The organism is Kitasatospora sp. NPDC058162 (genome assembly GCF_042884005.1).
GTDB lineage: Bacteria > Actinomycetota > Actinomycetes > Streptomycetales > Streptomycetaceae > Kitasatospora.
In genome coordinates this window covers 240,622-253,085 of record NZ_JBHVUS010000010.1, presented here as the reverse complement: position 1 = coordinate 253,085, position 12,464 = coordinate 240,622, and the positions used below count along the sequence as shown (strand labels likewise).

The following is a 12,464-nucleotide window of genomic DNA, read 5'->3' as shown; positions in this document are numbered from 1 at the left end:
GCCTCCTGCTGGGTGTGCCGGGGGGGTGTCTTGGGGGGGCCCGGGGGCTTTTTCATAGTCATCCCGGGGGGCATCCATCAATCGTTGCGGGCCGCCCGTCGCCGCCCCTGCCCGCCGCCGCAATAACCGCCGTGCACCTGAGGCCGGGACCACCGGGGCCATCAGCCGAGGTCGCCAGTTTTCGTCACTCTGACACGAATTTGCTGGGATCGACTGCCCTGGTTGCCGGCGTCTGAGATGCTGAGGGTCCATCGAGGGAGGCTTCAGCCATGCAGTGGAAGATCCATGGGGAACGTCCGATCTACGAGAACCCATGGGTGAACCTGTGGCTGGCCGACATCGAGCAGCCCGATGGCCACCGCTGGGAACACCACGTGGTGAAACTGCGCCACCTCGCGGTGGCAGCCGTAGTGAACGACCAGAAGCAGGTCCTCATGATGTGGCGGCACCGCTTCATCACCAACACCTGGGCCTGGGAACTCCCGATGGGTCTCATTGAGCCGGACGAGACCCCGGCAGAGGCGGCGGCCCGCGAGACCCTGGAGGAGACCGGCTGGAAGGTCGGGGAAGTCAAGCCACTGATCTACGCCCAACCGGCCAACGGAATCACCGACTCGGAGCACTTCGTCTTCCGGGCTGATGCCGTCGAGTACGTAGGCCCGCCGACAGAGCGCAACGAGTCCGACCGGATCGAGTGGGTCTCCCTGTCCGAGCTGCGCGGCATGATCGACCGCCGTGAGATCGTCAGCAGTGGCACGCTCGTGGGCGTGCTGTACCTCTTGTTGGACGAGGTAGGCCTTTGATCACCCGGTCATGCCGGTGATCCGGTCGGACAGTTCCGCGACTGGGGCGCTGCTGCGGTAGGGCCTGAGGAGCTGACAGAACTCCTGGAGGTGGGCCATTACCCTGGGGGACTCGACACCTGCCGCCAACACGAAGGCCTCCGATGCGGTGGCGCATGCCAATTCGACCTCTCGCTGCTGGAGTTGGGTGCGCGCGAGCCAGAAGGTGTGGAACGCGCGCCCCCTGAGGTTCGCCGTCGGCTCGGCTTCCAGTCCTTCGGCGATAAGAGGTTCAGCAGCTCCGGCCTCGCCCAGCTGGCCAAGGGCGATGCCGGTATCCATGGTGAGCTTGGTGCGGTCGAAATACTGAACCCAGCCAGGGTCATCATCTCCGTCAGCGATGCGCTCGAAGTGTTGATGTGCCTCGGTGATCGCGCGATGGGCTGCCTCCCGATCGTGCGCACTTGCGTGGCCGAAGGCTTCGCGCATCGCCAGCATGGCCAGCACCCTGGGTGTTCCAGTCGTAAGGCGCGCGTTGTCCTGTGCGGCTCGAGCCAGCGTGATCGCGTCGTGCGGCTTGTCTTGGTATGTCGCCTGGAGGCTTAAGCAGGCAAGCACATTGGCGATGAACGTTCGGTCATCGATTTCTCGCGCGAACCGAAGCGATTCGGCGAAGTAGCCCTGCGCCGCGCTGTACTGCCGCGCGTCGAAGTAGGTCCAGCCGGCAAGGCGGGCGAGCTCGGCTGCGATGGCGTGGAGACTGTGCCGGTAGTTCGGGTCTGCGGTGTCCCGCATAACGCCCGTGACGTACCTGAGTTGGCCGATCACGGCAGGCCGGAGTGTCTCGCCGCCGTGTTGGTCGTCTCGCATCCAGTAGTCCTCGATGGAAACCTGGAGGGAGCGAAGGACATTCGGCGTGACCCTGGATCCAGCTGCGATGGCCAGGATGTCATCCAAGTCGCCTCCAGCTGACCCATCCTCGGCCGACCGTGCAGTAGGCACAGATGCGATCGCCGAAGGCGACTCTCCATAAGGGACGGATGGCTGTTCCCAACTACGGTCTGCCAGACCGAGCATGTGGCCGGGAATCCGTAAGCCGTCCGCGATGCGCTCGATGACGGCCATGTTGGTGATCTTCGGCCGTCCCTTCATCACTTCCCCCACCCTGCTGGGCGTCAGCTCACATGCCCGGGCGATGCGTGAATGGTGGAAGCCTGCTCTGCGCTTGGCAAGTTGGAAGATCCGCGCGAAGTCTCGGTCCGCGCAGGCTGCCCTCATCTCGGGGTCCGCAAGCAGACGACGAGGAAGCCCAGGCGGCCCCATTGACTCACTCACGACCGGCCCCCCAGCAACAGAAGGATCATCGCTCAGTGTTACTTGAGATAACTGACCGCAAGTTTACCCATCGTGGGTACACACGCTGGCCTTATCTCAAAGCAGCCGACTCGGGATTCTGGTGGTCGTCCGGCGAGATGCCCGGAGCACCCGACTGAGACGGCCCCACCAATGAACTACATCGACACCGCCACGATCCCGAAGCCGCGTACATGGGATGTCGAGCCGAACCCGGCGGCCATCCGGCCGACGCGTCAACTGGTCCGGTCCATCGCTGCTTCTTGGCGCGTTCCGTTGACGGACAACGCCTTGCGGGATGTGGAGTTGTGCACTGCTGAGTTGCTGGCCAACGCCATCGAGCATGTGGAGGAGCGTTGCCGCGTCACGGTCCGGTGGACCGGCACCCGGCTGCGGGTCGAGGTCGCGGACTGCAGTCCGCAGCCGCCGGTGAGCAAGCCGGCGGACGACATGGCCCCCGGCGGCCGCGGCCTTCTCCTGGTTGGGGCCCTGGCTCACTCCTGGGGCTGGCATCCAGTGGAGGCGGGCAAGGTGGTGTGGTTCGAGGTGGCCCGCGACGAGGGCGTGACGGGAGACGCGCGGCTCGCCGCACTCGTCCTCGCGGCTCAGCCACGGGCACAGCATGTGGGGCGGACATCCAAGAAGGACCTGAGGGCGGAGGCCGTGCGGTGATCTCGCCCGCGGCCCTGTCCCGCCACGAGATCCGCCTGGTCGACTCCCGGAGCCCCCACTTCGTCCTGCTGGAGTGCTGGGGGATCTACGACCGCGAGCAGCACGAATACGTGCGCGTCCCGGGCTCCTCGGGCCGGATCAGGCGCTTCTACACCAAGTCGGCCGCCGAGGCCTACCTGCGCCTGATGGACTATTCAGAGGAGGCAAAGTGCACGACCTCATCGCCAGCCCGTTCCTGGACGAGTACGTGTTGGTGCGACCCGGTAGCCGTGGCGGCCTTCGGCTGTCGCAGGCCGACTACGACGAACTGCGCGTCCACGACCGCGCCCAGGTGGCCCCCTCGTGGCTCGTGCAGGCAGTGGGCGCACAGTGGGCCGACCTGGACGTCGCTGGACTGCCGACGGCCGAGTTCCTGTTGGTCCGGCAGCCGTCCTCGTGGGGGTACTCCCGGGCATCGTGGGAGATCAATCTCGGCTGCAACTACGCCCGCAAGCACTGCTATCTGGGGCTCAAGGTCAACTCGGGCATGGCCCTGGCGGACAAGCTCACCTGCCTGCGCATCATGGCCGAAGCCGGTGTGCTGTGGCTCCAGATCACCGGCGGCGAACCCACGGTGGACAAGGACTTCATCGCTTCCTACCGGACCGCGTTCGAGCTGGGCATGATGATCACGGTCTCGACGAACGCCTCGCTGTTGTGGCGCGAGAACCTTCTCGGCCTCTTCAGGGAGTGCCCGCCCTACCGGGTCACGGTGTCGATGTACGGCGCCGCGAAGGCCAGTTACGACGAACTGACGCAGCGCCCGGGCGCCTGGGACCTGTTCGTCCAGGGGATGAACGCGGCACGCCATGCCAAGCTGCCGCTGCGGATGAGCATCGTCGTCACCGAGGACAACGCGGACGAGGAACAGGCGATGATCGATCTGTGCCGGTCGTGGGGGCTGGAGTACAACGTCTTCACCAACATGACGCCGACGATCTACGGCGGCGCCGAGTCGCTGACCGCGCAGTCCAAGGAGCACCTGCGGATGCGACGACCGTTCGCCGGGTGCAATGCGGGCCACTCGTTCTTCCACACCGACCCGCACGGTCTGGTGTCCATCTGCAAGATCGGCCGTGACGACCAGATCAGCCTTCCCAGCGAGGGGATCGACGGCCTCGCCCGGCTCGGCGCCATCGCCGACCGTCTCATGCTTCGCACCGGTGGCTGCTCCGGCTGCCAGCTCTCGGGATCGTGCACTGTGTGCCGGCCGCTGGCCAAGCACTACCAGGAGGCGAAGGCACCACTCGCAAGTTACTGCCAGCACGGGATCAAGAAAGCAGGATGACCATGACCGCTGTAGCTGTCGAACTCTCCCCGAGGCGCCCGCTGCCGGGCGACGGCCCGTCCCAGCGTCTGCCGTACCTGACGCGGCCCCTCCAGGCCCCCGCCCAGCCGGTCACCGAGATCACCCCCGTGGCCGACCTGGACGACATCATGGAGTCGATCAAGTGCTCGTGCTCCGCGGGCGACGACAACCCGCACTGATCGCGTTCGGTCAGTAACGCTCAGGCCCTGGCGCGGTTCGCGTCAGGGCCTGAGGCCTGTGCGGGAGCCGAGTAGCGTGGGTTCATGGGATTCCATTGGGACTGGATGCGCCCCCGAATGTCCGTGCCGTACCTGCCGACACTCGGCCCCCTGCGCTCCGAGGCCCTGAGCCCGGAGCTGATGGAGGACGTGTTCGCCGTCGCCGGCACCGGGGAGTTCCTGCCGCACGACAAGGACCGGCGATGGTCCGATCGCAAGGGCGAGTGGGTCGTGGTGGACGACATCATCCAGGACCGGGAACGAACCCTGATCCCGACCCTCACCGACCGTGGAGTCCTACGCGTTCACCTCTACGGGTCCCGAGGACACCTGTTCGAAGCCCAGGAGGCGGCCGCCAAGCTTGCCGCCGTCCACGGAGCCGGGAAAGCCCGCGTCGTGTGGTTCCAAGAGGGCCCGGACGCCTCTGCCGCATGTACCCGGGTCCAACTCAGGAGCTTCGACCGTCCCGCTCCCGCCGTGGACGGGATCGGGGTTCTGTCCGAGGCGGCCGCAGGGGTGGCAGGCACCTTCGACGACTTCTCGGCGAATCTCGCCGACGAGGGGTTCACCTTCCTGAACTCCAGGCTCGACACCGTCGGCCCGGTCCTGGTCGCGGTACGGAACGGCCGGGTGGCCGGTGCCATCGGCCCGATGGAGACGATGCCTGATCCGATCGGTCAAGTCCGGCTTCTGCCGCAGTACTTCGGTGTCCTGCCCGAGTGCCGGGGCCTCGGGCTCGGGCGTCGGCTGTGGCGGGCCGCGATGCACTGGGGGCAGGAGCACGGCGCGGACTACCAACTGCTGCAGACCACCGTCGGTGGCCCGTCCGACCGGCTGTGCCGGAGTGAGGGGCTGCTCGATCTCGGCTTCGTCTGCGTCCTGGATGCCTGAGAGGCCAGGAGAGCGGAGCGGGCGCGGGTGGCGCCTCTGGTGGTTACGGACGTCGCGCAGCCACGAGGGGTGGGGCGTTGTGCGGGGGCGGTGCAGGTGGGGCAGGTGCCGGGGTGGGGGACGGGGTCTCGGCACTCGGTGCATTCGGTGTAGCGGGGGGTCGGAGGGCGTTCCGGGGTTCGGGGTGGCGGGAGTTTGTGGCGGAGGCGGTAGCCGAGGACGGCTGGGGCCGAGTGGATGGGGGTGGGCAGGCCCGGGAGGAGGGCTTGGGCCAGGTCGGCCGGGGTACTGCCGCGTTGGAGCCATTGGGCGACCAGGGGCGCGAGCTGTTCCGCCTCTGATTGGCCGAGGCGGAGCCGGGGTTCGGGGCGGATCACCCGGAACAGGGTGGCGACCGCCTCGCGGAGGGCCGGGGGGAGGGTGGGTTCTCGGTCCGGTTTCTTTACTACGGGGTGGTCTGCGGGGCCGGTGGTTGGTTCACCGGGTGCCGGACGGGTGGCAGTCGGTGTGCTCGACCGGGAGAACGGGGTGTCGTAGACGTGGTTCTCGGTGCGGACGGTGCCGTCGGGCATGCGGATCGTCTCGACGCGGTAGAAGCCGGCGTCGGTGAGTTCCTTGAGGGCCTTGCGAATCGCTCCCCGGCCCTGGGGGCTGGTGTCGGCCATGTGGCGGCCGTCGGGGCGGGAGAGGAGGTCGGCGAGGAGGCCTCGGGCGGTGGAGCTCAACTTCCGGTACTGCAACACGGTGTTGGGCAACACGGTGAAGTGACGTGCGTGGTGGGTACGATGTACTCGCATCGGGAGGTCTCGCTCCTGGTGCCGGACCCCGGGGTGTTGGAAGCACCGCCGGGGTCAACTGTTTTCTGTTTGAGTGCGGAACGTAACACGTCGCCGAGGTCCGCAACTGCCCTTCGAGGTAAGGGTGGTTATCGCACTTTCAGGCGAGGGCTACCGCGTCCAGGGAGGCGGCGGTGGCGGCGCGGACGAGGGCTTGCATGACGCGGAGGTCGGTGCCCTGTTCGGGGTGCCACTGGACGCCGAGGGTGAAGCCGGGGCCCTCGACGGCCTCCACGGTGCCGTCCGGGGCGAGGGCGCTGACGCGCAGGCCGGCGCCGAGGCGGTCGACGGCCTGGTGGTGGAAGGTGGGCACCTCCAGCTCGGTCTCCGGGAGCAGCCCGCCGAGCAGGGTGCCCGGCACCGGCCGGACGAGGTGGGCGCCGTAGTGGCCCGGCGAGCCGGCGTGCACGTCGACGTCGAGGACGTCCGGCAGGTGTTGCACCAGCGTCCCGCCGCAGACCACGTTGAGCACCTGCATGCCCCGGCAGATGCCCAGCACCGGCATGCCCGCCGCCAGGGCGCCGCGCAGCAGGGCGACTTCCCAGGCGTCGCGTTCCGGGGAGTCGACGTCCGTCAACGGGTGGGCGGGTTCCCCGTAGTAGGCCGGGTCGATGTCCGGGCCGCCGGCGATGACGAGGGCGTCGAGCCGGGCGAGCACCTCGGGGGCGCGCTCGGGGGCGTCGGGCGGGAGCAGGACGGCGATCCCGCCGGAGCCCTGCACGTAGGCGGTGTACCGCTCCGGCACCAGGGCGACGCGACGGCCGCGCCAGTCGCTCCAACTCGCGTCCACCAGGTAGGTGCTGACACCGATGAAAGGCCTGCGATCCATGGCGCGCATTCTCCTCCCGTACCGTCCGGTACCTCGTCAATCACGCACCTCGGCGCGCCACACCCGTCCGCCCTCTTCCGCCCCGTGAGCCGCAGGCCGTACGGTTCGCTGTGACCGCTTGATCTCGAAGAGTGATCGAGGAGGAGGGTTTCGGCATGCCCGAGAACGCCATGCCCGAGAACGCCCCCGCGGGTTCGCGGCCCCGGCCGCCACTGACGCTGGACGAGCTGCGGATCCTGGTGGACGCGGGCGAGGTGCACACCGTCGCGCTCGCCTTCACCGACATGCAGGGCCGGTTGCAGGGAAAACGGTTCGCCGCCCGCTTCTTCCTCGACGAGGTGGCGGAGAACGGCGCCGAGGCCTGCGACTACCTGCTGGCCGTGGACGTCGACCTGAACACCGTGGACGGCTACGCCTTCTCCTCCTGGGCCACCGGCTACGGCGACTTCGCGATGCGCCCCGACCTCAACACCCTGCGCCTGATGCCCTGGCAGCCCGGCACCGCCCAGGTCACCGCCGACCTGGCCCGGCACGGCGGCCACCCGGTGGACGCCGCCCCGCGCCAGCTGCTGCGCCGCCAGATCGCCCGCCTCGCCGAGTACGGGCTGGCCGCGGACATCGGCACCGAGCTGGAGTTCCTGGTCTTCCGCGACACCTACGAGCAGGCCTGGTTGGGCGGTTACCGCGGCCTGACCCCGGCGAACCTCTACAACGTGGACTACTCGATGCTGGGCACCGCCCGGGTGGAGCCGCTGCTCTCCCGGATCCGCAACGAGATGGCGGGCGCCGGGCTGACCGTCGAGTCCGCCAAGGGCGAGTGCAACCTCGGCCAGCACGAGATCGCGTTCCGCTACGCGGACGCCCTCACCACCTGCGACCAGCACAGCGTCTACAAGACCGGCGCCAAGGAGATCGCCGCCCAACAGGGCTGCGCGCTCACCTTCATGGCCAAGTACGACGAGCGCGAGGGCAACAGCTGCCACATCCACCTGTCGCTGCGCGACGCCGTCGGCGCCCCCGCCTTCGCGGACCGGGACGGCCGGATGACCGACACCATGCGGCACTTCCTGGCCGGGCAGCTCGTCGCGCTGCGCGAGTTCAGCCTGCTGTACGCGCCGAACATCAACTCCTACAAGCGCTACCGCCCGGGCTCCTTCGCCCCGACCGCCGTCGCCTGGGGCCGGGACAACCGCACCTGCGCCTACCGGGTGGTCGGCCACGGCCCGGGCCTGCGGATGGAGAACCGGGTGCCCGGCGGCGACGTCAACCCGTACCTCGCGGTGGCCGGGATGATCGCGGCCGGACTGCACGGGATCCAGCGCAAGCTCGACCTGCCCACGCCCTGCCTGGGCAACGCCTACGCGGTGGAGGAGTACCCCCGGGTGCCCGGATCGCTGCGCGAGGCCGCCGAGTTGTGGGCGGGGAGCGAACTGGCCCGGACGGCCTTCGGGGGCGACGTGGTCGAGCACTACCTGAACATGGCCCGGGTCGAACAGGCCGCCTACGACGGGGCCGTCACCGACTGGGAGCGCTACCGCTCCTTCGAACGGATGTGAGCCGTGACCGAGCGGACGGGCCGGACGCCCTTCGGCGGCTTCGGCGACCCCGGGGTCGGCCGCGAGCCGGGGCCGGACGCGCTGCGCCACGTCACCGAGACCGAGAACGTCTTCATCCACACCGAGGAGTGAGCGCCCGATGACCGCACAGGACGAAATGGTCTGCCGCCGCCTGGTCGGCCGCACCGCCGTGGTCACCGGCGCGGGCAGCGGGATCGGCCTGGCCGCGGCCCGCCGGCTGGCCTCGGAGGGGGCCAAGGTGGTCTGCGCGGACCTCGACGAGCAGACCGGACGGGCGGCCGCCAAGGAGGTCGGCGGGCTCTTCGTGCACACCGACGTCACCGACCCGTACATGGTCGAGGCGCTGTTCGACGAGGCGTACGAGACCTGCGGCAGCGTGGACGTCGCCTTCAACAACGCGGGCATCTCCCCGCCGGAGGACGACTCGATCCTGACCACCGGGCTGGACGCCTGGCGAAAGGTCCAGGAGGTCAACCTGACCTCGGTCTACCTGTGCTGCAAGGCCGCGCTGCCGTACATGCGCCGGCACGGACGCGGCTCGATCATCAACACCGCCAGCTTCGTGGCCCGGATGGGCGCGGCCACCTCGCAGATCTCGTACACCGCCTCCAAGGGCGGGGTGCTGGCGATGTCCCGCGAGCTGGGCGTGCAGTTCGCCCGGGAGGGGATCCGGGTGAACGCGCTGTCGCCCGGGCCGGTGGACACCCCGCTGCTGCGCGAACTGTTCGCCGCGGACCCGGAGCGGGCGGCCCGCCGGCTGGTGCACATCCCGCTCGGCCGGTTCGCCCGGGCCGAGGAGATCGCCGCCGCGGTGGCCTTCCTGGCCAGCGACGACTCCTCGTTCATCACCGCGAGCGAGTTCCTGGTGGACGGCGGCATCTCCGGGGCGTACGTCACCCCGCAGTAGGCCCGCAGTAGGTCCGCTGTGGGCCTGCAGCAGGCGTCGGCGGAGGAGCCGGGGTGCCTTCTCACCGTAATCTCATCGAAAACCACCGGAATTCCCGGCTGCGCTGATTTCGCGTTTATCCGGCTACCTTTAGATTCTTTGCTGTGAGTGAGCAGATCCCCGCCGGGTGGTACCCGGACCCGAAGAACACCGGCGACCCGAGACCGCAGCGCTGGTGGGACGGCAAGGGCTGGACGGCCGACACCCGGCCCGCACCCTCGGACGCCCCGCAGCCGGAGCCCCCGGCCGCGACGGCCCCGGGGCCGGAGACGGCCGAGCAGCCCAGGGTGCTGGAGGGCGAGGTCCTGGACAGCGGGCCGACGGTTCGCTACCCGGAGCCGCCGCCCTTCGGCACCGCCTACGGCGCCCCCGGCGAGCCGCCGCGCAAGGCCCGGCGCAAGCCGTCCAAGCTGGTCGTGGCCACCGTCGTCGCCGCCGTGCTCGGCCTGGGCGCCGGTTCGGGGATCACCTACCTGGCGATGGACGGCCACGACAACGGCTCGCAGCAGCGCAGCGCGGCCCGGAGCCAGCCGGCCCCGAACGGCGACGGGCCGTTCGGCTTCCCCGGCTTCGGCGGCGGGAACGGCGGCAGTGGCGGGAACGGCAATGGCGGTAGCGGCAACGGTGGCGGGAACGGCACCGGCGGCGGCAACGGGAAGGCCAGGCCGGGCGCCAACAAGGCGATCGACCTGGTGAACGGTCTCACCCTGCCCACCCCCTCCGGCTGGCAGGCGGGCACCACCAACGACGGCTACGCCTCGCTGTCCGTCGGCGCGTACAAGTGCCCGGACGGCACCAACAGCTGCACCCTCGGCGGCGTCAACACCGGCCGGATCTCCGGCGGCGGCACGGACGCCCAGGCGGCGGCCAAGGCGGACATCGCGCAGGCCGCCAAGGACGCCTACGGCGACCTCACCGGGCACCAGGAGCTCAAGTCCGAGGCCGTGAAGGTCAACGGCCAGGACGGCTACCTGGTCCGCTGGAAGGTGGACGTGGCCAAGGGGAACCCCGGCTACGTCGAGACCGTGGTCTTCCCGTCCAGCGACGGCAAGGCGCTGGTCTCGGTGCACTTCGGCTTCGACATCGCCGACAAGGCGCCGGACGTCGGCGTGATGGACACCATCGTCAAGGGCATCGCCGACTTCAAGGGCAAGATCCCGAGCCTGCCCGGCCTGCCGGGCTCCGGCTCCGGCAGTGGGTCCGGCAGCGGTTCCGCCCCCGGCTCCGGCAGCGGCTCCGACGGCAGCCCCGACGGCTCCGGAACGGCCACCACCTGAGCCCCCCGCTCCTCACACCGCGACGGCCCACCCGGGAGGAATCCTCCCGGGTGGGCCTCGCCGTTCGGTCCGTCAGGGCGTTCGGTGCGAACGGGGGTCACGGAACCGGACCGGACGGGGGTGGGCCGGCCCGGCCCCGCGCCGTCCGGCGTCAGGAGTCGCGTCGAACAGCCTCGATGCGACGGCGCCGGAGCACCATGCCCGCCCAGCCGACGCCGAGCGCGGCGGCACCGGCGAGCAGCAACGGACCGGTGGCGGAGGTGCCGCCCACGGCCGCCGAGGTGGTCGGGAGCGGCTGGCCGGCCGGGGCGTTCGGGTCCCCGCCGTGCCCGTGGTGGGCGACCGTGGACTTGGACGCGTCGGCGGCGATCTGGGCGTCGCTGGGCGCGGCCGGGGCGGCGAACGAGGAGACGGCCGGAGTCCCGGCGGCGGTGCCGGACGTGCCGAAGTCGACGTCGGAGCAGCTGTAGAACGCCTCCGGGCTGTCGCTGCGCTGCCAGATCATGTAGAGCAGCTGGCGGCCGGTGCGCTGCGGCAGGGTGCCCGGGTAGGTGTAGTACCCGTTGGTGGCGGTGCGGTCGACCTGCACCTGGGCCACCGGGGTCGGGTCGAGGTCCGACCACTTCAGCGGCTTGGTGGGGTCGTAGCCCGGCTTGGTGATGTAGACGGTCTGGGTGCCGACGTGCGGCGCGGTGGTGCGGAACTGGAAGGTGAAGGCGCCCGCGCTGACCTGGGTGGCCGGCCAGTCGGTGCGCGGCCAGTCCAGGGCCGCGTACTTGTCGCGGTTGGCCGAGCAGAGCCTGCCGTCCGGGATCAGCGCCTGGTGGTTGCCGTTGGCGTTGGCGATGTTGACCTCGTTCCAGTCGTACAGCGGCTGGGTGCCGCTCGCGGCGACGAGGTCCTTGCAGACCTGGGACACCGGGTGCTCGGGGCCCTCGGCGTAACAGGCGGCGATCCGGCTGACCGGGCCGGTCATGGTGCCGTGGGCACTGGCGGTACCGGCGGTGGTCGCCGCCACCGCGAGGACCGCGGCGCCGACCACGCCCACGGACAGGGCACTTCGCTTGATGGACATGGGGTGGGGACTCCTTGACCGTCGTTCCGGGCGGGTGTGGGGGAGCGGACACGCCTGCCCGTTCGGGGGCCGCCGGCCCGGATCGCTGGCCCCCGGCCAGAGCGTAGGATTGGTCTGGACCAGATGGCAATAGCCTGGACTGGTGCGGTTATTGACGGACTGTAGGCTCCCGAACAGCGCAAAGGCCCGACGGGACACCGGGGTTAGGTGTTCCATCGGGCCCGCTTAAGGCTCCGGAAAGGGTCAGCGCTTCCCGTCGTTGTAGAAGCCGGCCTGGATCACACTCTGGTTGTAGGTCCCGTTCTCGATCGTGTTGTAGATGTACGTCGAGCCGGGCTCCTGCTTGGGGACGAACTCGGTGAGGATCTCCCGGAGTTCGACGACCGCCTCCGGGTGCTCGCGGAAGAGGCGGCGCAGCCGGGTGCGCAGCACGGCCGTCTGGTCGGCCAGCGCGTCCTCGTCGTCACCGGCCTCCACCACCTCGGACCGGATCACCTCCAGCTCGGCGCTGGTCGCCTCGTCCTCCTCGCCGCGCCCGAACATCCGGGAGACCCGCGAACTGACCTGCTGCCAGGCCGCCGTGGCCATCAGCCCGGCCAGCGAAGAGGCGCCCGACGTCACCATCTGCTGGACGATCTCGGCTTCCATGCTGCTCCCTCG

Annotated in this window: 13 protein-coding genes; 9 read left to right on the top strand and 4 right to left on the bottom strand. The window is 69.7% G+C overall.

Annotation, left to right across the window (positions count from 1 at the left end; all coding sequences use genetic code 11):
• The first annotated feature begins 269 nt into the window (after positions 1-269).
• Positions 270-803, top strand: a complete 534-nt coding sequence (locus ACFVXG_RS21935; protein WP_387929838.1) for an NUDIX hydrolase — start codon at positions 270-272, stop codon at positions 801-803.
• Here ACFVXG_RS21935 and ACFVXG_RS21930 read toward each other — a convergent pair whose 3' ends face one another.
• Complete coding sequence (locus tag ACFVXG_RS21930) at positions 804-1,907, bottom strand: hypothetical protein (RefSeq protein WP_387929836.1); 1,104 nt, start codon at positions 1,905-1,907, stop codon at positions 804-806.
• 381 nt (positions 1,908-2,288) lie between these two features.
• On the opposite strand from ACFVXG_RS21930, the gene ACFVXG_RS21925 reads away from it, so the two are divergent.
• The 4 genes from ACFVXG_RS21925 to ACFVXG_RS21910 all read left to right on the top strand — a co-directional run bounded on the left by ACFVXG_RS21925 (position 2,289) and on the right by ACFVXG_RS21910 (position 5,264).
• Complete coding sequence (locus tag ACFVXG_RS21925) at positions 2,289-2,807, top strand: ATP-binding protein (RefSeq protein ID WP_387929834.1); 519 nt, start codon at positions 2,289-2,291, stop codon at positions 2,805-2,807.
• 208 nt (positions 2,808-3,015) lie between these two features.
• A complete protein-coding gene (locus ACFVXG_RS21920; RefSeq protein ID WP_387929832.1) occupies positions 3,016-4,134 on the top strand; it encodes a radical SAM protein in 1,119 nt (372 codons plus the stop codon).
• Between the two features lie 2 nt (positions 4,135-4,136).
• Positions 4,137-4,334 carry a hypothetical protein gene (locus ACFVXG_RS21915; protein ID WP_387929830.1) on the top strand — a complete coding sequence of 66 codons (198 nt, stop codon included), beginning with the start codon at positions 4,137-4,139 and terminating at the stop codon, positions 4,332-4,334.
• Positions 4,335-4,418: 84 nt separating this feature from the next.
• Complete coding sequence (locus tag ACFVXG_RS21910; protein WP_387929828.1) at positions 4,419-5,264, top strand: GNAT family N-acetyltransferase; 846 nt, start codon at positions 4,419-4,421, stop codon at positions 5,262-5,264.
• A 936-nt stretch (positions 5,265-6,200) separates the two neighbouring features.
• On the opposite strand, the gene ACFVXG_RS21905 is transcribed toward ACFVXG_RS21910, so the two are convergent.
• Complete coding sequence (locus ACFVXG_RS21905; RefSeq protein WP_387929827.1) at positions 6,201-6,929, bottom strand: gamma-glutamyl-gamma-aminobutyrate hydrolase family protein; 729 nt, start codon at positions 6,927-6,929, stop codon at positions 6,201-6,203.
• A gap of 155 nt (positions 6,930-7,084) precedes the next feature.
• On the opposite strand from ACFVXG_RS21905, the gene ACFVXG_RS21900 reads away from it, so the two are divergent.
• The 4 genes from ACFVXG_RS21900 (at position 7,085) to ACFVXG_RS21885 (ending at position 10,729) form a co-directional block, all read left to right on the top strand.
• Complete coding sequence (locus ACFVXG_RS21900) at positions 7,085-8,485, top strand: glutamine synthetase family protein (protein WP_387929825.1); 1,401 nt, start codon at positions 7,085-7,087, stop codon at positions 8,483-8,485.
• Between the two features lie 3 nt (positions 8,486-8,488).
• Positions 8,489-8,617, top strand: a complete 129-nt coding sequence (locus ACFVXG_RS21895) for a hypothetical protein (protein ID WP_387929823.1) — start codon at positions 8,489-8,491, stop codon at positions 8,615-8,617.
• 7 nt (positions 8,618-8,624) lie between these two features.
• On the top strand, positions 8,625-9,413 hold the full coding sequence (locus ACFVXG_RS21890) for a 3-oxoacyl-ACP reductase (protein WP_387929821.1): 789 nt from the start codon (positions 8,625-8,627) through the stop codon (positions 9,411-9,413).
• A 143-nt stretch (positions 9,414-9,556) separates the two neighbouring features.
• Positions 9,557-10,729 carry a DUF2510 domain-containing protein gene (locus ACFVXG_RS21885; protein WP_387929819.1) on the top strand — a complete coding sequence of 391 codons (1,173 nt, stop codon included), beginning with the start codon at positions 9,557-9,559 and terminating at the stop codon, positions 10,727-10,729.
• A 151-nt stretch (positions 10,730-10,880) separates the two neighbouring features.
• On the opposite strand, the gene ACFVXG_RS21880 is transcribed toward ACFVXG_RS21885, so the two are convergent.
• Positions 10,881-11,804, bottom strand: a complete 924-nt coding sequence (locus ACFVXG_RS21880; protein ID WP_387929818.1) for a lytic polysaccharide monooxygenase — start codon at positions 11,802-11,804, stop codon at positions 10,881-10,883.
• 243 nt (positions 11,805-12,047) lie between these two features.
• The gene (locus ACFVXG_RS21875; RefSeq protein ID WP_387929816.1) at positions 12,048-12,452 is read right to left on the bottom strand and encodes a hypothetical protein; all 405 of its coding nucleotides are present in this window, start codon (positions 12,450-12,452) and stop codon (positions 12,048-12,050) included.
• Between the last annotated feature and the right edge of the window lie 12 nt (positions 12,453-12,464).

Bases quoted from the DNA above. Each gene is read 5' to 3' on its own strand.
- ACFVXG_RS21935 (WP_387929838.1), top strand. From the start codon at position 270: ATGCAGTGGAAGATCCATGGGGAACGTCCGATCTACGAGAACCCATGG.
- ACFVXG_RS21930 (WP_387929836.1), bottom strand. From the start codon at position 1,907: ATGGCCGTCATCGAGCGCATCGCGGACGGCTTACGGATTCCCGGCCAC.
- ACFVXG_RS21925 (WP_387929834.1), top strand. From the start codon at position 2,289: ATGAACTACATCGACACCGCCACGATCCCGAAGCCGCGTACATGGGAT.
- ACFVXG_RS21915 (WP_387929830.1), top strand. From the start codon at position 4,137: ATGACCGCTGTAGCTGTCGAACTCTCCCCGAGGCGCCCGCTGCCGGGC.
- ACFVXG_RS21910 (WP_387929828.1), top strand. From the start codon at position 4,419: ATGGGATTCCATTGGGACTGGATGCGCCCCCGAATGTCCGTGCCGTAC.
- ACFVXG_RS21905 (WP_387929827.1), bottom strand. From the start codon at position 6,929: ATGGATCGCAGGCCTTTCATCGGTGTCAGCACCTACCTGGTGGACGCG.
- ACFVXG_RS21900 (WP_387929825.1), top strand. From the start codon at position 7,085: ATGCCCGAGAACGCCATGCCCGAGAACGCCCCCGCGGGTTCGCGGCCC.
- ACFVXG_RS21890 (WP_387929821.1), top strand. From the start codon at position 8,625: ATGACCGCACAGGACGAAATGGTCTGCCGCCGCCTGGTCGGCCGCACC.
- ACFVXG_RS21880 (WP_387929818.1), bottom strand. From the start codon at position 11,804: ATGTCCATCAAGCGAAGTGCCCTGTCCGTGGGCGTGGTCGGCGCCGCG.
- ACFVXG_RS21875 (WP_387929816.1), bottom strand. From the start codon at position 12,452: ATGGAAGCCGAGATCGTCCAGCAGATGGTGACGTCGGGCGCCTCTTCG.